Genomic DNA, 19,047 nt, shown 5'->3' on the forward strand with positions numbered 1-19,047 from the left:
GGCTAGAGCAGCGCGGCGAGGGCGTGGAGGGCGAGGCGGTAGGACTCGCTCCCGAGCCCCATGATGATCCCGCGACACGCTCCGCCGGTCACCGATGTGTGCCGAAAGGACTCGCGCGCGTAAAGGTTGGACAGATGAACTTCGATCGTGGGCACGCTGACGCCCGCCAGCGCGTCTCGTAGGGCCACGGAGGTGTGCGTGTAGCCGCCAGGATTGAAGATGAGCCCGCAGCGGCTCGGCTGAGGATCCGCACTTGTCGCGGGCCGTACCCGCTGTGCAGGGGGGATCGCAGCAAGCTCGGCCTGGTCGCGGGTCTGGCCGAGAGTTTGGGCGCAGGCCCGCGCGAAGCCGTGGATCTCGTCGATCAGCTGGCCCTCGCCGTTGGCCTGCGCCGTGGACACCTCGAGGCCGAGCTGCTCGCCGAGCTCGCGCAGGCTCGCCTCGATGTCGGCGAGGGTCTCGGACCCATAGACCGCCGGCTCTCGGGTCCCGAGCAAGTTGAGGTTTGGCCCGTTGAGGACCAGGACGCGCGGGCGCGCCGGCATGCTCCGACCCTCAGTTCCCGTAGAGGTCGTCCGTGAGCGCGGCGGCCTGCGAGCGCAGGATCCACCGACCCTTGCCCATGTGCGCGGCGGTCTCGAGGACCACGGCGACGAAGTACTCCTGCGAGAGCACGCGGACGATCACCGTGCCGTACTCGGCCTTGAGGGTGATGTCGGAGATCTGGCCCATCTCGAGGCTGCTCGCGGCGTCGCGCAGCTCGAGGAAGCGGAACGAGAACTCCATCGCCATCGACTCGATGTCGGTGTCTTGCTCGTACTGCGGCGCGACCCACTGCTCGACGGCGATGCCGTCGAAGCCCATGAGAATCGCGGCTTTTGCGCCAGGCGTCTTGTCGACGATCGTTCGAAGTATTTCGTCCATCGGCGGTATCTGCGAGGTTCGCAGCGCGCTCGGCTGCGGTCAAGCGAGGGGGGTCTGGGGGACGTCCGCGGCCAGCCCGGGCTCAGGGGCCGGTGTCGGTGTCGGTTTCGGTGTCGGTCTCTTCGACCGGGTTGGCACACAGCGGGGCGACGGGGGCCATGGAGTAGCCGCAAAAGCCGTTGGAGAACCCACAGCCGGTCGCGCAGCCGTTGCAGATGTCGAAGGGGTAGGTGTAGGGCGCGCTCTCGAAGAAGCCGATCTCCGTCTTGCCGACGGTGCCGGTGCGCTCGCCGATCAAGACGATGGTCATCTCCATGGTGTTGATCTCGCCCTCGGGGACGAGGCTGCGCAGCTCATCGGAGATCTCGGAGCCGACCTGCACGAAGTAGATGCCCGAGGCACCCCCAGCCAAGGTGTTGCTCGGCAGCGAGACCTCGAAGGTGCCGCCCCCGACGGCGCCGCCGTCCATGGACAAGGTGATCTCGGCCGTGACCACGCGGACCTGGGAGTCGTCGATGTTCGTGTTGCTGCCGCTGTTCTCGGTCAGCTGGTTGGTGACCACCAAGCCGATGCCGATGCGGGTCGTGACCGCGACGTCGACCATCATGCCGACGGGCGTGGGGTTGCCGTCGGTGAGCAGGCAGGTGTCGGGCTCGTCGAACCACAGCGAGCGGTCGATGGTGATGTATTCTTGGGTGTCCACGCAGGACCCCGCGCCAAGGAGCAGCGTGCCCATGGCCCCGAGGAGAGTGGCGCGGCGTGCGATACGAGCGAACGTCGTCGAGATCATGGCAGGCTCCTGGCGTCGCGCTCCGCCCAGAAATTCCTCCGGGTGCGCGTACGACCTGGATTAGCCTAGCAATCGCTCGCTGGATCCCGCAACAAAGCCACGATCTCCTGGGCTGTAAGCGAGAGCACCGCAGGATCACCCACACGGGTGAGCGCGATGTAGGAGATGCTCGTGAAGCTGCGCTTTTTGTCGTTGACGAGCGCCGCCTCGAGCGAGCTGGCGTGCTCGTCGTCGAGCCATGCGTCCAGGTCCGTGGGCAGGCGCAGGGCCGCGAGGGCGACGCGCATCTGCGCCTCGAGGCCGGGGCCGTCCTCGGGTTTGGGCGCGAGCTTCTTGCGCTCGGACAGGCGCGCGGCGGCGATCATCCCGAGGCTCACGGCCTCGCCGTGCTTGAGCGAGAAGCCCGACACGGTCTCGATGGCGTGGCCCAGGGTGTGGCCGAGGTTGAGGACCACCCGGCCCTTGCCGGCCTCGCCCTGCTCGCGGGGGTCCCGGCTCACGCAGGCTGCCTTGAGGGCGACGGAGGCCGCGACGATCCGCCCGAGCACGTCGGCGTCCCGGGCGTAGATGTCGTCAGCGGCGGCCACGACCTGTTGAAAGTGCTCTGGAGAGAAGAGCGCGCCGTGCTTGAGGGCCTCGGCCAGGCCACAGGCGAATTCGCGCTCGGGCAGGGTCTGGAGCACCTCGGGGTCGATGATCACCACCGTGGGAAAGTGAAACGAGCCGATCAGGTTCTTGCCCGCCGGCAGGTCGACGGCGACCTTGCCGCCAACGGAGGCGTCGACCTGCGCCAGCAGGGAGGTCGGACACTGCATCAGCGGGATGCCGCGCATGAAGAGCGCGGCGGCCAGGCCGGCGAGGTCACCCACGACGCCGCCGCCGAGGGCCACGACCACGTCGCGTCGACCCATGCGCGCGGCGATCATGCCCTCGAGCAGGGTCACGAGCTGGTCGAGGTTCTTGGCTGCCTCCCCGGCGGGGATCGTGAAGCTGTGGACCTCGAGCGCCTCGGCCTCGAGGCTCTCGCGGGCCGCGTCGCCGTAGAGCGGCATCACGTTCTCGTCGGAGACCAGGGCCACCCGCGCGGCCTTGGGGTGGCTGCGACGCAGCTCGTGGCCCAGGCGCGCCAGCAGGCCTGGCCCGATCAAGACTGGGTAGCTCTCGTCCTCGGTCGGTACCGCGACGTGCAGCGCGATCGGCTTGCGCTTGTCCGTGGTCATGCTGGGTGGGGCGGTAGACCGCGCATGCGTATTAGCGCGGTCCACCCCCGCAAGTCTACCGAAGGCGGGCTGGTGAGGGCCCCGCGTACACCTATGCGGGTGTACGACCTTCGTCCGCCTCGGCGAGCGCGGCCTCGATGCGCGCGCAGACGGCCGAGAGCTCGGCCGCGCCGTCGATCACCAGGTCCGCGCCGCGGTAGGCCTGCTCGCGGTCCGCGAGCAGAGACGCGAGCCGAGCTGCGAGCGGGTCGAGGGGCGGCGGGGAGTGGGCCGGGTCGGGAGGCGGCGGGGCGAGCAGCGGCCGTCGGCCTCGCTCGGCGTCCTCGCGCAGCCGCGAGGTGAGCGCGGGCAGGCCGACCTCCAGATAGATCGTCGTCCCCAGCGCGCGCATGTCGTCGAGGTTGCGCGGATCCACGATCACGCCCCCGCCCGTGGCGACGACGGCCCGGCTGCCCGCGAAGCCCGGCTCGGCGAGGAGCGAGCGCAGGCTCGCCCGCTCGAGGCGACGAAAGTAGGCCTCGCCGCCCTGCTCGAAGAGCGCGGGGATCGAGCGCCCGAAGATCGCCTCGACGCGCTGGTCGAGGTCAATGAAGACAGCGCCGCGGCGGGCCGCGAGGGCCCGCCCGACGCTGGACTTTCCGGCGCCCATGAGCCCGAGCAAGAAGACCGGTCGGTCGTCTCGCCCGGAGGGCTCGGTGGGCTCAGCCACCGATACTCGTGGAGCGGTTGATGATCCGCGGCGTCAGGAAGATCAGCATCTCCGAGCGGTCGTCGCGTTCGGTCTTGTTCTTGAAGAACCACCCGATGATCGGGATCTCGGCGAACCAGGGCACCTTGCTGTGGTTGATCGCCTGGTTGCGGGTGTAGATCCCGCCGATCACGGCGGTGTCGCCGTCGGTGATCAACAGCTGGCTCTGGGCCGAGTTGGTCAGGATCGTCGGATCACCCCGGGCGCCGGTGTTGACGAAGTCGGCCTCGTTCTTCTGGACCTGTACGTCGAGGAGCACGGCGCCCTCGTTGGTGACCTGGGGCGTGACCCGCAGGCCGAGGGTCGCGTTGACGTAGCGCGTGTTGACACCCTGGGCAGAGACCTGGGAGATCGGGATCTGCACGCCCTGCTGGATGTCGGCCTCGGTGTTGTCGAGGGTGACGATCTTCGGCGCGGAGATGATCCGGACCTCGCCCTCGTCCTCGGCGGCGCTCAGGCGCAAGTTGGTGTTGAGGTTGCCCGAGAGGCTGCCGAAGCTGAAGCCGATCGCGCCACCGGTGCCGGTCGAGACCGGAGCCGGGAGGTCGACGGCGTAGTTGGGGTTGGCCGCCGAGCCCGGGAGGATCAGGCCGTTGGTCGGGGACTGGTTGCTGCCCGAGCCGCCGCCCACGCCGATGGAGTTGGGGAAGAGCAGCCCCGTGGGGTTGCCCGTGCCGGGGCTGGCCGTGAAGTCGAAGCCCCACTGGATGCCGAGCTGGCGCAGCCAGTTGGTCCGCGCCTCGACGATCCGCGCCTCGATCAACACCTGGGGCGTCTGGCTGTCGAGCTGGCGGACCAGGGACTCGGCCAGGGCGATGTTCTCGGCCACGTCCATGACGATCAGCGTGTTCGTGCGCGTGTCGGGGGTGACCGAGCCGCGCGAGCTGAGCACGCTCTGGACCTTGGGCAGCATGTCGCCGACGTCGGCGTAGCTCAGGGGGATCAGCCGGGTCTCGAGCGGCTTGAGCTGGACCTGGGCGTTGGCCTCCTCGATGGCCTTGCGGCGCTCCTCCTCGAGGGCGGTCAGCGTGGCCACGCGGATCACGTTGCCCTCCTGGACCATGCCCAGGTTCAAGGAGCGCAAGATGATGTCGAGGGCCTGATCCCAGGGCACCGCCGAGAGCTTCATGGTCACCGAGCCCTGGACCTCGGGGCCGGCGATGATGTTGACCCGGCCGATGTCCGAGAAGAGCAAGAGCACGTCCTTGATCGGCGCGTCCTGGAGCTCGATGTCGATGCGCTCGCCTCGCCAGCGGCTGCGGCCGTTGACCTTGGTCCCCGGTCGGGCGGCGAGCACCGGCGGCGTCGAGAAGCCCGAGACCTTGGTCCCGCCGAGGCTGACGACCTCGCTGCGCTCGATCTCGTCGATGTCGTCGATGTCGGCTGCCGCCTGGTCGGGCGCGGGGGCGGCCGCGACCGCGCGGGGGTTCTGCTCGCGGCTGGCGATCACGGCCTCCCTGGCGGCGGGGGACTTCTTGCCCGGGAAGCGCCAGATCAGCCGGTTGCCCTTGCTGTCGAGCTCGATCTCGGCCGGGCTCGAGGTCTGACTGGCGACGATGATCTTGACGTCGCTGCCCTCGCGGAAGCTGGTGATGCGGTCGACCGGGCCGCCGAAGCTGGTCGTGTCGAGGCTGCGCTCGAGGTTGACCGGGATCTGCGTGTCGCGCAGCTCCAGCATGTTCATGTTCGGGGTCAGGCTGCTCGCGTCGTAGACGACGGGGCCGTCGATCTCGACGATGACCACCGCGCCCTGCGGGCCGTCGACGAAGCGGACGTCTCGCAGCGCCGCGTCGCCGGCGGCCTTGCGCTGCTCCTCCCACTGGCGGGTCAAGGAGCGGCGCTGCTTGTGCGCGACCAGGGTCTCGTCGAGGCGGGCCTGGGCCTTGCCGAGGGCCTCGCGGCGCTCGGTGAGGGCGTCGCGCTCGCCTTCGAGCTCCTGCTCGAGGGCCGCGTAGCGCTCGCGGGCGCGGTCGAGGTCACGACCCGCGCGGCGGTGCTTGCCGCGGTCGAGGCCGCGGCGCGGACCGTCCTGGCCGCCGAGGTCTTCGTAGCGGGCCTCGGCGTCGCTCAGCGCCCGGCGCAGCTCGGCGAGCTCGGCCTGGCGCTCGTTGACGGCGGCCGCGAAGATCTGGCCCTGCTCGCGCTCGCCGGACACAGCCTGCTCGAGGGTCGCGACCTCCTGGCTCAAGGTGGTGAGCTCGGCCTTGGTCTGCTTCTCGCGCGCGCTCGCAGCCTCGACGGCGCGCTCGGCCTGGGTCACGGCCGTGGCGTACTCGTCGTGCTTGGGGTCGCGCTTGCCCGCCTTGCGGGCGACCTTGCGGGCCTCGTCGAGGGCGGCCTCGGCCGAGAGGCGCGCGGCCTCGGCGTGCTCGGCCTCGCTCTCGGCGAAGCTCATGGCGCGCTCGGCCTCGGCGAGCAGGACGTCGGCCGGGCGCGGCCCGACCTGCTTGGGGGCCTTGCTCTTGCTGGCCTTGGCGCTCTTCTTGCGCGCCTTGGCGGCCTCGGTCTTGGCGGCGAGCTTCTGTGCCTGCTCGGCCTTGGCCTGCTGGGCGGCGAGGGCCTCGGTCGCCTGCTGGGCGGCGCGCTTTTGCGCTGCCTCCTGGCGGGTCGCGGCGAGCAGCTCGGCCTCGGCCGCCTTCTTGGCCGCCGTCGCGGCGAGCAGCTCGGCCTTGGCCGCCTTGGCCTTGGTCGCCTGGGCCTTGGCCTCGACCTCGCTGGCCTTGGCGGCGGCCGAGCGCTTGGAGGCGCTCGCCAGGCGGGCCTTGGCGGCGAGCTCGGCCTCCTCGGCGGTGGCGAGCTTGGCCTCGGCCTCGGCCTTGGCCTTGGCGGCCTCGGCCTCGGCGGCGACGCGGATCTTCTCGGCCTCGGCCAAGGCCTCGACCTCGGCGTTCCGGCGGATCTTGGACGCCTCGGCCTCGGCGACGGCCTGGGCCTCGTCGCGGATCTCGATCGCCTTGGCCTCGGCGGCCTCGGCCGTGGCCTTGGCCCGGGCGGCCCGGCGCTCGGCGGCTGCGGCCTCGCGCTCGGCCTTGACGGCGCGGGCCTCCGCGGCGGCCAGGGCCTCCGCGCGCGCCTCCGCGGCCTTGCGCGCCTCGGACAGGGTGTCGGCGGCCTTGCTCTCGATCGTCTTGGCCCGCTTGCGAGCGTCACGCTCGAGGGCCGCGGCCTTGGCCTTGGCGGCCTCCTCGAGCTTGGTCGCCTGGGCCTCGGCCTCGGCCTTGATGCGCTCGGCCTCGGCGCGGACGCGCTCGGCCTCGGTCTGGGCGTCCTCGGCCGCGCCCGCGGCCTCCTTGGCCCGGAGCTCGGCCGCGTCGGCGCGGCCCTCGGCCTGCTTGGCCCGACCCTCGGCGCTGCTCGCCTTGGCCTCGGCCTGCTTGGCCCGGCCCTCGGCGCTGTTGACCGCGGCCTCGGCCTCGGCCTGCATCGACACGATCTCGGCCTTGCGCTCGCCGGCGCTCTTGCGCGCGAAGTAGGCCTCGGGGGCGATCTCCTTGGGCGTGACCGTGATGATCAGGTCGCGGCCCTTGGGCACCACGATGTAGCTGGCCTCGCGCTTGAGGTTGACGACCACCCGCGCGAGCTTGCTGTCGTGCTCCTCGACCGAGGAGATCGTCACCCGACCCACGACCCAGCTGTCGACCGGAGCGTGCGGCACCGCCTTGCCGCGCTCGCTCTTGCTGACGTCGACGACCAGGCGCTCGGGGTCCGAGAGCCGGTAGACGTTGAAGGTCGGCTCGACGTTGCCGCGCAGGCGCAGGATCGTCGTCCCGTCGTCGAGCTCCTCGACGGTCAGCCCGTCGATCTGGTTGACGGCCTTGCGGACGGAGAGCTTGCGCTCGCTCGACGCTGGCGGCGACGACGACTTCTTGCTCGCCGATTTCTTGCTCGGCGAGCCAGCCGAGGCGGCCCCGGGGTCGAGGGCCAGGGCGAGCAGCGCGGGCAGGGCCAGGGCCGAGAGCGGCGTCCAACGGGGCGTGCGGTGGGCTTTGGCGGCGTTTTTCGAGTTCATGAGGTGTTGCCGTCGCCGGATTTAGGCGCGACGGAGCCCGTTGCCCGCTGGCGAGCCAGCGGGTGGAAGTCGGTTCAGTGAACGCTCGTAGAGGTCGGCGCGGCCGACCTGGGGTTGTCAGCGATCCTTCAAATAGATGACTTTGCGCTCGCCCCGTTCGAGGTTCCATCCGGGGGCGAGCTCGGGGTCGACGACCTCGACCTCGATGTAGTCGCGGTTGACCGAGGCGAGCAGGAGCTCGGCGTCGCTGAAGTACTCGCCTTGCTTGACGCTCTTGGACTTGCTGTCCGAGGACGCCAAGAACAGCGCGGTCGGGGGCACGCCGCGGCCGGCGTTGACGATTGCGATCAGCTTGAGCTCGTCGAACTTGTACTCGGACAGCTTGACGTCGCGCTGCTTGCGGATGACCGGGGCGGGCTCCGGCTCCGTCGCAACCTGGGCGGCCGCGTAGTTGTGAAAGGGGTCGCGGGCGCGGCCGGAGAAGTCCTCGCGGGTGACCACGGGGCGCGGGCGATCGGGGCGATCGCTCTGCGCCTCGGCCTCGCTGGCGCCCGCGGTCGTGCCCGCGCCGGTGCTCGGGCTGCGCCGCGAGCCCACGGTGGGCTTCGAGCCGCCGGCCTCGATGCGCGCGGTGCCCGGGGGCAGGCCGCGCTGGCCGTTGCTCTCGACCTCGTCCTCACCGCCGCAGGCCAGGGTCGGCGCGAGCGCGAGCAGGGGCAGGGTCAGCGCCAGGCGGCGCGCGGTCTTCGACGCGACGCTCATCGCCGGCCTCCCCGACCGCTGCGGCGGGTCTGGCCGTCGGCCCCGGCCTCGCCGCTGCGCTCGTCTTCGCTCAGCAAGCGGAAGGTGCTCGCGGTGAAGTCGACCTGGAGCAGCGGGAAGCCGCTATCGTCGAAGTTCTTGCCGATCTTCATCTCGACCTGCTCGATGTTGACGATCTTCTTCATTTCCGAGACGCGACGGAAAAATTCGCCGATCTCGTGCCATGTCCCGATCGCGGTGACCTCGACGGGGATCTTGGCGTAGAAGTCGTAGCGCTCCTCGGCCTGGGGCACCCAGCGCTCGAGGCCGAGGCCGACGCCGCGAGCCTCGCGCTGGAAGGTGCTCATCAGGTGGTCGATGGTCGACGAGTCGACGGGCACGACCTCGAGCATCTTCTCGAGCTCGCGGTCGCGCTCGGCCTGCTCTTTGACCCGCTGCTCGTAGTTGGCGAGCTTGTCCTCGGCCGCGGCGAGGTCGGCCTCGGCGCGCTCGACCGCAGTCACGGCGCTCTCTTTTTGGGTCAGGGTGTCGGACAGGTACAGGACGTACCAGCCGGCGAGGATCAACCCGGCGGCCAGCAGCCAGCCCAGGGCCAGCTGCCAGGCGGGGACTTTCTCGAGGGCGTCGAGGCGTGAATCGGCCATGGTGCTCCTGTCAGTCCCAGTAGCGGACCTGCGCGGTCAGCTCGAAGGTGTAGAAGTTCTGGATCGCGTCGCCGGGCTTGAGCTCCTTGGTGGCCGCGTCTTCCTTGACCTCCTTGAGCTGAAACTCGGGGTGCGAGACCCGGGCGAAGCGGGCCGAGGCGCGCAGGCGCTTGACGAACTCCGAGAGGTCGTCGGGATCTCGGGCGCCGCCGGTGATGTCGAGGACGTCGTTCTCCTTCTCGGCCATGCTCAGCAGCCAGACCGACTGGGCGTCCCAGTCGAGGTCGAGGCGGGCCTGGGGATCGATGGCCACGCGCTGGCGCTGCTCGGCCTCGTCGACGTCGGGGTGCTTGCCCGTGGTCAGCACGTTGGCGAGCTCGTGGTAGACGTAGACCGGCGAGCGGCGCTTCTTCTCGAGCGCCTCCTTGGCGGCCTTGAGCTCCTCGTAGCGGTTGAAGCGGGCCTGGAGCCCCTCTTCGTCGATCTGCGCGTTGATGTCCGCGGCCTGCTGGTCGAGCTGCTTGGCCTTGGCGGTCAGCACCTTGGTGTCTTCGATGATGCTCTGCTGGACGAAGTAGGCGACCACGCCCACGCCGACCCAGCCGACGATCATCACGACCGCGATGATCGCCCCCTTCGACACGTCGGTCGAAGGCACGATCTGCTGCACCGAGGGCCCGCGGCCCGGGGTCCGACGCTTGGCGTCCGGCGAGAGGTTGATGCGGATCATGCGGCTTCCATCCTCACTTGTCCCCCGGCGCGCGCAGGGCCAGGCCCAGCGCGACCGAAGCGACCGGCGCGTTGGCGCGCAGGTATTCGACGTCGAAGCGCCGCGCGTCGACGCTCATCTTGGAGAAGGGGTCGAAGATCATCACGGGCACGCCGCTGCGATCTTGGATCGCCTTGGGGAGCTGAGGCACCAGCGCGCTGCCGCCCGTGAGGTAGACCCGGGCCAGGTTGGCGTCGACCGCGTCGTTCACATAGAAGTCGATGCTCCGCTGGAACTCGGCCGAGACCTGCTCGGACACCTGCGCGAGGACCCGGTGGACCTCCTGGGGCACGACATCGGCCGCCGAACCGGCGCCAGCGCCTGCGGCGCTGCCTACTTTGTAAGCTTCGGCACCATCTTGGCTCACGGCCAGGCGATGGCGGATCGCCTCGGTGAAGGTGTCGCCGCCCGAGGACAAATTCCGGTGAAAGACCGGCTTTCCATCGCGGACGATCGAGATCGTCGAGAAGTGAGCGCCGACGTTGATGACCGCGACGGTCTCACCGGAGACGAGGCCGTCGACGGAGTCGATCGCGTTTTGCATGGCGAAGGCGTCGGTGTCGACGACGACGGGGTTGAAGCCCGCCGCGCGAACGACCTGCATGTACTGCTCGACGACCTCGCGCTTGGCCGCGACGAGCACGACCTCCATCTGCCCTTCGGGCGTGCGCTCGACGAGCACCTCCCAGTCGACGATGACCTCGTCGCGGGCGAAGGGGACGTTTTGTCGGACCTCCCACTCCATCTGCTCGGCGAGGGCCGCCCCCTCCATGGCGGGGATCTGCAGACGGCGGATGATCACGCTGTTGCCGGAGACCGCGAAGGCCACGTCCTTGCCGCGCAGGTGGATGCGCTTGGCGAGGTTGCGGATCGCCTCGGCGACCGCGTTTGGGTCGCCGATGGTCCCATCGATGATCGCCGCGGTGGGCAGCGGCTCGATGCCGAAGTTCTGCAAGCTCATGCCTTTGCGGCTGAGCTTGACCTGCACGAGCTTCACCGAGCTCGAGCCGATGTCGAGGCCGATGCACTGCCGGGCCATCAGCACGCTCCCTTCTCAATTCCGCCAAATTCGTACGAATTCGGCCAGCAATTCAGGTTTTCCATGCGCCCCTGGCCAGATCCAGAGGTCGCTGGGCGCAGCCCCACCTCGGCGGTGGTGCTCAGGCGTCGATGTCGGGCCAGACCTCGGCGCGGGCCGAGGGCTTGAGCCCCAGCGCTTCGAGGATCTTGCGCTTGGTGTCCATGCGGCAGGGACACCCGGCCTCGACGCGGTCGATGGTCAGCGGCGAGACCCCGGCACGACGCGCGAGCTCGGCCTTGGACATCATCGCTTCCTGACGCAACTTGCGAACGTTGTTGGGCTCGAGCCCCGAGCGCGAGCGCGTCCTCGACTTGCGCTTGCTCTTCTTGGCGGCGGCCGTCTCGTTGGCCGGTGCCTCGGGAGCCGGTGTCGCAGGCTCCGCCGGCGTGCTGCCGGTGGGCACGGGTGCGACCACCGTCGGCTCGGGTGACGCGGCCGTGGTCGGCTTCGTCGCGCTCGGCTTGGCGGTCGGAGTGTCGTTGGCCGGCGTGTCGTTGGCCGGCGCGGACGAGCTCACGTTCGGCTCGCCGTCCCCAGGTGATTGCCCTCGATGCTCCAAGTCCGCGTCCGTCACACCGCCCCCCGACGACGCAGCAGCCATCTCCATGGCCTTCGTTTCGGGTTTTCCTGAGGATTTCATGGGCGGAAAGAGGCTCTTCGCCGGTCCTGGACATTGTCGGCCCCCAATCGAGGGGAGTCAACGGCCATGAGCTGCCCAAATGATGTGTAATTGAGTGCAAGTGATAGGGATTTGATGGGTCTTTTAAGTGGTGGCTCACGAGACCTCGCCCGGGATCTGGCCCACCAGCGGGTCGCCGGGCGGATGAGTTTTCTGACGTCGACATGAGCACGAGCTTCGAGCCTGCGGACAGCGCGTAAAGAAGCTTCCCACGCGATCAAGCGAGGTCCCAAAAATGCGTGCAAACCAGGGTCGAAGGGGGGTTCCAGACACCCAGAGACTGTGTTTTTGACCAGTCTTTGCCCGCGTGGTCGACGCCTTTTGGGCTCAGGGCCCTTGGCCGCGGCTCGCGCCCCCTCACTCCTCTACAATTTCGCCGGTGAACGAAGGCTTCTCCCGGGTGTTGGTGGTCGACGACGAGGAGCCCATGCGCCACATGCTCGATCTGCTGCTGCGGCGCGCGGGCTTCGAGGTGCTCAGCGTCGAGAGTGGCGAGCGGGCGCTGGCGCTCCTCGAAGACGAGGCCGTCGACGTCGTGCTCTCGGACGTGCGCATGCCGGGTGCGCTCGACGGTCTCGGGCTCGCGGATCGCCTGGGCGTCGAGCACCCGGAGATCACCTTGGTGATGATGAGCGCCTTCGGCAGCGTGGACCTGGCGCTCGAGGCCATGCAGCGCGGCGCCTACGACTACATCTCGAAGCCCTTCAAGCAAGACGAGGTCGTGCTGACCTTGCGCAAGGCTGAAGAGCGGCTGCGGCTGCGGCGAGAGAACGCGCGCTTGCGAGCGGCGCTGGCCGAGCTCGAAGGTGGCGTGGAGGTGCTCGGGCGCTTGCTGATCCACAGCGCGCCCATGCGCAAGCTGGCCAAGACCCTGCGCAAGGTCGCGCGCTTCGAGACCACGGTGCTCGTGCTCGGCGAGTCGGGGGTTGGCAAGGAGCTGGTCAGTCGAGCGCTGCACGAGCTCAGCCCGCGCGCCGAGCAGCCCTTCGTGGCCCTCAACTGCGGGGCGATCCCCGAGGGGCTGATCGAGTCGGAGCTCTTTGGTCATGCCAAGGGCGCGTTCACCGATGCGAGCGTCGACAAGCCCGGCCTGTTCGAGGCCGCGAGCGGCGGCACCTTGTTCCTCGACGAGGTCGGCGAGCTCCCCCTGGCCGTTCAGGTCAAGCTGCTGCGCGCGCTCCAGGAGCGCGAGGTTCGGCGCGTGGGCGAGACCCGCCCGCGCGCCGTGGACGTGCGCGTGGTCGCGGCGACCTCGCGGCCGCTCGAGCAGATGGTCGACGATGGCGAGTTTCGCCAGGACCTGTTCTTTCGCCTCGCGGTCATGCCCCTGTCGATCCCGGCCTTGCGCGAGCGCCGGGAGGACATCGCCCCCCTCGCCGACCACTTCTTGCAGACGATCAACCATCGCCTGGGCACCGCGCTCGAGGGCCTCGACGCCGAGGCGCTGCGGATCTTGCTGGCCTACGACTGGCCGGGCAACGTCCGCGAGCTCGAGAACACCCTCGAGCACGCGGCGGTGCTCGCCGAGAGCGCGCTGATCAGCCCCGACGACCTGCCCGAGCGGCTCCAGCGTCGCCGCCAGGCCGCCGCCGAGGGCCCCGAGGAGGTCGGCTTCTCGATGCACTTCTCCGAGGAGGATCTCTCGGTCAAGCGCGCCTCACGACGGATCGAGCGCGAGCTGATCTTGCGCGCGCTCGAGAAGACCGAGGGCAACCGCACCCACGCGGCGCGGCTGCTCGACCTCAGCCACCGGGCGCTGCTCTACAAGATCAAAGAGTTCGGCGTCAGCTGAGCTCCTAGCGCTGACCGACGGCGGCCTCGACGTCTCCGGGTGCCTTGATCAGCGCGGCGGTCAGGACCTCCGCGCCGGTCTCGGTGATCACCACGTCGTCCTCGATGCGGATCCCCCGGACGTCGGCGAACTTGGCCAGGGCCTCGCGGTCGAGGCTGCCGTCGGCGTCGAAGGGGGCGGTGAGCTCGGAGCCCGGCGCGAGCAGGGCGGGGACCTGATAAAAGCCCGGCTCGATGGTCACGGCCATGCCCGGCTGGAGGTCACGGTCGAGGCGCAAGAAGCACAGGCCAAACTCCGGCGCGCGGGTTCGCCCTGGGGCGTAGCCGGCTCGGTCGCCGAGGTCCTCCATGTCGTGGACGTCGAGGCCGAGCAGGTGGCCGAGGCCATGGACGAAGAACAGCCCCTGGGCGCCGCGCTCGAGCAGCCCGTCGACCTCGCCTTTGAGCACGCCCTCGTCGACGAGGCCCTGGAGGATCACCCGCCCGGCGGCCAGGTGCACGTCGCGGTAGCGCACGCCGGGCGCGAGCATGTCGATGGCGGCCTGCTGGGAGGCGAGCACGAGCTCGTACATGGCGCGCTGGGTGGGCGAGAACTTGCCCGAGACCGGCCAGGTGCGGGTGACGTCGCCGGCCCAGCCATGGTTCTCCGCGCCGACGTCGGCGAGCAGGAGGTCGCCGGCCTCGAGCGCGTGGCCGTAGCTCGTCGAGTGGAGGATCTCGCCGTGGACGGTGACGATCGCCCCGTAGGCCGTGGTCATGTCGCGGGCGATGAAGGGCGCCTCCATGGCCGCGCGCACGTCACTCTCGCGCAGCCCGGGGCGGGTCGCGGCCATGCCGGCGAGGTGGGCCGCGACGGTGGCCTCGGCCGCGCCGCGGAGCATCTCGAGGGCGCCGGCGTCGTGGACCATGCGCAGGCCGATGATCGCGTCGGCCAGGGCCGCGTCGCGCTCGCCGAGCTTGGGCGTGCTCCCCGGCTCGGCCCAGTCGCGGTCGAGCAGTCGGCCCTGCGAAAAGCGGGTGGCGGCGCTGACGGCCGGCAAGCTCGAGAGCTGCGCGGCGCCGCGCGTTTGCACGAGCTCTGCGAGGGTCTCGATGTCGCGGATCTCGTCGACGCCGGTGGCCGCCTGGAACTCGGCCCAGCCGGGTGTCGGCCCGTGCCAGATCAGGTCGGCCGGATCTTCGGCGGGCATGAAGAGCACGCTGCGCTCGCCGTCGACGAGCAGGGCGGCGCCCTCGACCCAGGCGCCGGTCAGGTACAGAAAGTGGCTGTCGGGGCGGAAGGGGTGGACGTTGGCGGGGTAGTTGCGGGGGGTCGAGCTGCCCGAGAAGAGCAGGGCCGGGGCTTGGGTGGCGGCGGCGAGGCGGCGGCGGCGGGCGGTGTAGATCTCGGCGGACTGGGGGGGCAGGCCGTGGCTCATGAGGGGAGTGTAGCGTCTGGGGGCTTGCTCGTCTTTTGTGGAGGGGTCTTGCTTGGTGGGGGCTTGCTGGTCTTATGCGGAGGGTGTCTTGCTTGGTGGGGGCTTGCTGGTCTTTTGCGGAGGGTGTCTTGCTTGGTGGGGGCTTGCTGGTCTTTTGCGGAGGGTGTCTTGCTCGGCGAGCACGCGCACGGGCCAGCAGGGGACCCTCTGCGCTCGGACAGGCTTGCTGACTCCGACGCGTGTCTCCTCGAAGAGGTGCTGTCCTTCTCGGAGGTGAGCGCTCCGAAGGGTCTCTGCGTACGCAAAACTCGCTCCGAGGGTCCCCTGCTGGCCCTTTTGTGCGCGTCTTCGGCAAGAAGGAGCTCCGTCGCGGACAAGCGAGGGCTTGGCTGTTCGGGGGAGGTTGTCGTGCTTGGGGAGAGAGGTTGAGCAGGCAGAGGGGAGGCGGTTTTGGGGGTAGGTTGTCTTGCTTGGGGGGAGAGGTTGGGCAGAGAGGGGAGGCGGTCTTTTGGGGTAGGTTGTCTTGCTTGGGGGAGAGGTTGGGCAGAGAGGGGAGGCGGTCTTTTGGGGTAGGTTGTCTTGCTTGGGGGAGAGGTTGGGCAGAGAGGGGAGGCGGTCTTTGGGGGTAGGTTGTCGTGCTTGGGGAGAGAGGTTGAGCAGGCAGAGGGGAGGCGGTTTGGGGGGGTAGGTTGTCTTGCTTGGGGGAGAGGTGGTGGAGAGCGGGGGCGGGGGTGGCGTCGGTGGGTTTGGGAGAGATCGGTAGGGGTGCAGGAATCGAGCGTCCTGGCTCGAGGTCGTGGTGGGCGTGCGGCGGATGGTCGCCGACGAACACACGAAACTAGCAAGCAAAGGAGATACGAAGATGGCCGGCCCGTCTGGCGCTGGAATGGTGCAGAGTTACTTGAGGGGAATGCGAGGCGGTGGACGCAGCAGCGGCGTCGGCGTTCGCTCGGCCTTGCGTCGCGAGCTGGCTCGTCAAGGGGGGGAGGTTCAGAGCAGGGCGATCGAGTTCGCGCCCTTCGAGTGTTTCTCGCTGTGCATGGCTTGTGGTCGGTTGGTCGAGCCGACGAGCGCGGATCCGATGCGCTCGGCGCCCGCTGATGATCGCAGCCGCTCGGTCAAGCGGCGCTGCCCTGCCTGTCAGGAGATCGGCCTCGTCGATCTGCGCCACACGCCGAGCGTGTACTCGCTCAGCGAGGTGGAGGAGGACGAGTCCAAGCTGTCGCGCTCGCGTCGTCGCGCCCTCGCGGTCGCGTTGGTGCCGGCGGTCGCGCTCATGGGCTGGCTGGCCTACTCCGGCTTTCATCACTTGATGAGAGAGGCTCACGACGCGACGAGCGTGATCGTCCAAGTCGCCTGCTCGTTCATTGTCAGCGCTGTGCTCGGATGGGCGCTCTCCCAGGTCAAAGATCCGCTACGTCGGACTACGCCAAGGCGTTGGCGCCTCCCCGAGCACGGGCTTCGCCCGTCTCGGCCGCGCCGGGTCACCACCGGCGTCGTCGAGAGCGCGGGCGAGCTGCTCCGCGCTCCGCTGAGCGGCCGGCCCTGCCTCGCCTACGAGGTCGCCGCCCGCGAAGATGACGACGCGGGCGAGAGCGCCGGGAGCTGGCGCCTGCTCGAGCAGGACAACGCCGCCCTGCGCGTGGGCGGGGTCGATGTTCCCCGTGGACACGCCCTGCTCCGCCTCCCTCGCCAGCTCTCCAGCGCTGGCCTGATCATGGAGCGCGACGAGCCTGCTCAGCAGTACCTGCGCATGCGAGGCCTGCTCGAGACCGAGTACGTGCACATCTACGAAACCATCCTCGCCCCCGGCGAGACCTGCTCCATCGGCCGCCGTGACGCCACCGAGCCTCACCAGATCCTGGCCGCCTGAGCCCCGATGGGCCCCTGCATATGCGGGGGCCCATCTCTTGGAAGGACAAGGACATCAACCCTGCGAGCGCGCCCGCGCGAAGCTGTACTCGAGGGGATCGTAAAACGAGGGGCGGACGCTGAAGCGAAGCTCGCGGACGCGCTTGCCCTTGGTCACCAGGCCAAACTCGCTGATGCCCATGTTGGGATCGTCCCAGGTGCAAGGCAGCTCGACGCTGACGGGGCTGCCGGCGCCCTCGGGCAGGACAGCCTCGCTCGCAAAGCGACAGCGCAGGCCGCCGTGTTCGGTCGCCTCGAACACGAGGCCGCCGTCCTCGCTGCGGATCTCGGCGAGGCCGAGCAGGGGGCTCTCGTACTTGCCTTCGAGGCCAGCAGGGATGGGGGCGCGCTTTGCGTTTGGCTTGGGGCTCTCGGAGGCGGCCCTGGCAGCTTCGGCCTCGGCCTGCTTGGCGAGGTGGGCCGCGAGGTAGTCCTTGCCGGGCTCGTCGGTCAAGAACAGGTCGGCGATCTGAAACGCGAGCAGCCGCGAGACCGGGCTCTCGCTGTTGGTCAGGATGACGACGCCGAGCGCCTCGTCGGGGACCAAGAGCACGCGCGAGGTCATGCCCGGGAGCCCGCCGCCGTGGTGGACGAGGGTCCGGCCGCGATAGTCCTCGAGGAACCAGCCGAGGCCGTAGCCACGCAGGTGGCGAGCGGGCTCGTAGAAGTCCTCGCTCGGGGTCTCCAGCCATATGTGGGGCTGGTGGGTCTGCTCGATGATCTTCGCAGGCACGACCTGGGTGCCGCCGAGCTGGCCGTTGGCGAGCTGCATCTGCATCCACTTGGCCATGTCCTCGACGCTGGCATCGATCGCGGCCGCAGCCGCCATGGCGCTCAGATCGAGGCGCGGCGTCGTCTGCCACTCGCCCTCGATCTGGATGTGGGGCTCGGCCCGGTTGGCGACCCCGAGCGCGCCCTCGAGCGTGGTTTGGGCCTGGCTCATGCCGAGGGGCTCGAGCAGGCGCGCGGCGACGAACTGCTCCCAGGTCTGACCGCTCTTGGCCCGGATCAGCTCGCCAGCGACCGCGAACATCAAGTTGCAGTAGCCGTAGCGCTCGCGCAGCCCCGCCGGCGGATCGAGGTAGCGCAGCCGGGCATAGATGTCGGTAAAGCTGAACTTGGAGCTGATCCACATCAGGTCGCCCTCCCAGGTCCGCAGGCCAACGCGGTGCGAGAGCAGGTCGCGGACCCGCAGCTCGCGGGTCACATAATCGTTCCACAGCACGAGGTCGGGCAGGTGATCGACGACGCGGTCGTCCCAGCCGACGAGGCCGTCGGCGACGAGCAACCCGACGGCGGTCGCGGTGAATGCCTTGGAGTTCGAGGCGATAGCGAAGTTCGTCTGGGCATCGACAGCCTCGCCACCACCGAGGACCCGCTCGCCGTAGCCCTTGGCGATCACCACCTCACCCTCATGAACGACGGCGAGGGCGAGCCCAGGCACCTCGAAGAGCTCGCGCGCCCGCTCCCCGAGCGCGTCGATCTCGGCCACGCGATCGCGCGGCGCAGGAGCGCTCTTGGATAGCGGCTGATCCTGGGTGTCGCAGTCGGTGCTCGCGGCCGGGGCAGCGCTGGGCGCCGGTCGAGCACAGGCGAGGACGAGGCAGGCGAGCGCACTCAGGGCGAGGGAAGGGCGCAACATCGCCGGAGTTTAGCGCGAAGACCCCGCTCGACCCGAGCAGCCTCCTCCAAACCCGAGCCCCCGCCAGTCTGTGACAGAGACTTCCTCGCCAAGCACGACAACCTCCGCCCAAAGACCGCCTCCCCTCTGCCCGTGTCAGCCTCTCCCCCAAGCACGACAACCTCCGCCCAAAGACCGCCTCCCCTCCGCCTGCGTCAGCCTCTCCCTCGAGCACGACAACCTCCCCCGAACAGCCAAGCCCTCGCTTGTCCGCGACGGAGCTCCTTCTTGCCGAAGACGCGCACAAAAGGGGCCAGCAGGGGACCCTCGGAGCGAGTTTTGCGTACGCAGAGACCCTTCGGAGCGCTCACCTCCGAGAAGGACAGCACCTCTTCGAGGAGACACGCGTCGGAGTCAGCAAGCCTGTCCGAGCGCAGAGGGTCCCCTGCTGGCCCGTGCGCGTGCTCGCCGAGCAAGACACCCTCCGCAAAAGACCAGCAAGCCCTCACCAAGCAAGACACCCTCCGCAAAAGACCAGCCCTCCCCACCAGGCAAGACGACCAACTCCAAAGACGAGTCCCCCCGCCAGCCTGCGACGGAGCTCCTTCTTGCCGAAGACGCGCACAAAAGGGCCAGCAGGGGACCCTCGGAGCGAGTTTTGCGTACGCAGAGACCCTTCG

General features: G+C 69.5%; 15 protein-coding genes. 2 read left to right on the forward strand and 13 right to left on the reverse strand.

Annotation, left to right across the window (positions count from 1 at the left end):
• Positions 1-2: 2 nt before the first annotated feature.
• The 11 genes from G6O69_RS10550 to G6O69_RS10600 all read right to left on the reverse strand — a co-directional run bounded on the left by G6O69_RS10550 (position 3) and on the right by G6O69_RS10600 (position 11,464).
• Positions 3-545, reverse strand: coding sequence for a type II 3-dehydroquinate dehydratase (locus G6O69_RS10550; RefSeq protein WP_172303386.1), 543 nt, complete (start codon positions 543-545; stop codon positions 3-5).
• 10 nt (positions 546-555) lie between these two features.
• On the reverse strand, positions 556-924 hold the full coding sequence (locus tag G6O69_RS10555) for a roadblock/LC7 domain-containing protein (protein ID WP_176396755.1): 369 nt from the start codon (positions 922-924) through the stop codon (positions 556-558).
• A gap of 82 nt (positions 925-1,006) precedes the next feature.
• Positions 1,007-1,714 (reverse strand): hypothetical protein, encoded by a 708-nt coding sequence (locus G6O69_RS10560; protein WP_176396756.1) that lies wholly within the window; start codon positions 1,712-1,714, stop codon positions 1,007-1,009.
• 65 nt (positions 1,715-1,779) lie between these two features.
• Entirely contained in the window at positions 1,780-2,934 is a 1,155-nt protein-coding gene (gene aroB / locus G6O69_RS10565) for a 3-dehydroquinate synthase (RefSeq protein WP_172303389.1), read from the reverse strand.
• Between the two features lie 91 nt (positions 2,935-3,025).
• Complete coding sequence (locus G6O69_RS10570) at positions 3,026-3,643, reverse strand: shikimate kinase (protein ID WP_172303390.1); 618 nt, start codon at positions 3,641-3,643, stop codon at positions 3,026-3,028.
• The gene (gene pilQ, locus G6O69_RS10575; RefSeq protein ID WP_172303391.1) at positions 3,636-7,691 is read right to left on the reverse strand and encodes a type IV pilus secretin PilQ; all 4,056 of its coding nucleotides are present in this window, start codon (positions 7,689-7,691) and stop codon (positions 3,636-3,638) included. Before pilQ ends, G6O69_RS10570 begins: the two co-directional genes overlap by 8 nt.
• A gap of 117 nt (positions 7,692-7,808) precedes the next feature.
• The gene (locus tag G6O69_RS10580; RefSeq protein WP_172303392.1) at positions 7,809-8,453 is read right to left on the reverse strand and encodes a hypothetical protein; all 645 of its coding nucleotides are present in this window, start codon (positions 8,451-8,453) and stop codon (positions 7,809-7,811) included.
• Positions 8,450-9,097 carry a type 4a pilus biogenesis protein PilO gene (gene pilO, locus G6O69_RS10585; RefSeq protein WP_172303393.1) on the reverse strand — a complete coding sequence of 216 codons (648 nt, stop codon included), beginning with the start codon at positions 9,095-9,097 and terminating at the stop codon, positions 8,450-8,452. Before pilO ends, G6O69_RS10580 begins: the two co-directional genes overlap by 4 nt.
• Before the next feature lie 10 nt (positions 9,098-9,107).
• Positions 9,108-9,827 carry a PilN domain-containing protein gene (locus G6O69_RS10590; protein WP_172303394.1) on the reverse strand — a complete coding sequence of 240 codons (720 nt, stop codon included), beginning with the start codon at positions 9,825-9,827 and terminating at the stop codon, positions 9,108-9,110.
• A gap of 13 nt (positions 9,828-9,840) precedes the next feature.
• Positions 9,841-10,905, reverse strand: a complete 1,065-nt coding sequence (pilM, locus tag G6O69_RS10595; protein ID WP_172303395.1) for a type IV pilus assembly protein PilM — start codon at positions 10,903-10,905, stop codon at positions 9,841-9,843.
• Between the two features lie 121 nt (positions 10,906-11,026).
• Positions 11,027-11,464 carry a helix-turn-helix transcriptional regulator gene (locus tag G6O69_RS10600; protein ID WP_346017027.1) on the reverse strand — a complete coding sequence of 146 codons (438 nt, stop codon included), beginning with the start codon at positions 11,462-11,464 and terminating at the stop codon, positions 11,027-11,029.
• A gap of 541 nt (positions 11,465-12,005) precedes the next feature.
• On the opposite strand from G6O69_RS10600, the gene G6O69_RS10605 reads away from it, so the two are divergent.
• Complete coding sequence (locus tag G6O69_RS10605) at positions 12,006-13,418, forward strand: sigma-54 dependent transcriptional regulator (RefSeq protein ID WP_172303396.1); 1,413 nt, start codon at positions 12,006-12,008, stop codon at positions 13,416-13,418.
• A gap of 4 nt (positions 13,419-13,422) precedes the next feature.
• Here G6O69_RS10605 and G6O69_RS10610 read toward each other — a convergent pair whose 3' ends face one another.
• On the reverse strand, positions 13,423-14,835 hold the full coding sequence (locus tag G6O69_RS10610) for an aminopeptidase P family protein (protein ID WP_172303397.1): 1,413 nt from the start codon (positions 14,833-14,835) through the stop codon (positions 13,423-13,425).
• A 910-nt stretch (positions 14,836-15,745) separates the two neighbouring features.
• On the opposite strand from G6O69_RS10610, the gene G6O69_RS10615 reads away from it, so the two are divergent.
• Positions 15,746-16,708 (forward strand): hypothetical protein, encoded by a 963-nt coding sequence (locus G6O69_RS10615; protein ID WP_172303398.1) that lies wholly within the window; start codon positions 15,746-15,748, stop codon positions 16,706-16,708.
• Positions 16,709-16,762: 54 nt separating this feature from the next.
• On the opposite strand, the gene G6O69_RS10620 is transcribed toward G6O69_RS10615, so the two are convergent.
• Positions 16,763-18,388 carry a serine hydrolase domain-containing protein gene (locus G6O69_RS10620; RefSeq protein ID WP_172303399.1) on the reverse strand — a complete coding sequence of 542 codons (1,626 nt, stop codon included), beginning with the start codon at positions 18,386-18,388 and terminating at the stop codon, positions 16,763-16,765.
• Positions 18,389-19,047 lie beyond the last annotated feature (659 nt).

The organism is Pseudenhygromyxa sp. WMMC2535, from assembly GCF_011083025.2.

Excerpts from the sequence above, each read along its gene's own strand:
- G6O69_RS10550 (WP_172303386.1), bottom strand. The coding sequence starts at position 545 with ATGCCGGCGCGCCCGCGCGTCCTGGTCCTCAACGGGCCAAACCTCAAC.
- G6O69_RS10555 (WP_176396755.1), bottom strand. The coding sequence starts at position 924 with ATGGACGAAATACTTCGAACGATCGTCGACAAGACGCCTGGCGCAAAA.
- G6O69_RS10560 (WP_176396756.1), bottom strand. The coding sequence starts at position 1,714 with ATGATCTCGACGACGTTCGCTCGTATCGCACGCCGCGCCACTCTCCTC.
- aroB (WP_172303389.1), bottom strand. The coding sequence starts at position 2,934 with ATGACCACGGACAAGCGCAAGCCGATCGCGCTGCACGTCGCGGTACCG.
- pilQ (WP_172303391.1), bottom strand. The coding sequence starts at position 7,691 with ATGAACTCGAAAAACGCCGCCAAAGCCCACCGCACGCCCCGTTGGACG.
- G6O69_RS10580 (WP_172303392.1), bottom strand. The coding sequence starts at position 8,453 with ATGAGCGTCGCGTCGAAGACCGCGCGCCGCCTGGCGCTGACCCTGCCC.
- pilO (WP_172303393.1), bottom strand. The coding sequence starts at position 9,097 with ATGGCCGATTCACGCCTCGACGCCCTCGAGAAAGTCCCCGCCTGGCAG.
- G6O69_RS10590 (WP_172303394.1), bottom strand. The coding sequence starts at position 9,827 with ATGATCCGCATCAACCTCTCGCCGGACGCCAAGCGTCGGACCCCGGGC.
- pilM (WP_172303395.1), bottom strand. The coding sequence starts at position 10,905 with ATGGCCCGGCAGTGCATCGGCCTCGACATCGGCTCGAGCTCGGTGAAG.
- G6O69_RS10610 (WP_172303397.1), bottom strand. The coding sequence starts at position 14,835 with ATGAGCCACGGCCTGCCCCCCCAGTCCGCCGAGATCTACACCGCCCGC.
- G6O69_RS10615 (WP_172303398.1), top strand. The coding sequence starts at position 15,746 with ATGCGAGGCGGTGGACGCAGCAGCGGCGTCGGCGTTCGCTCGGCCTTG.
- G6O69_RS10620 (WP_172303399.1), bottom strand. The coding sequence starts at position 18,388 with ATGTTGCGCCCTTCCCTCGCCCTGAGTGCGCTCGCCTGCCTCGTCCTC.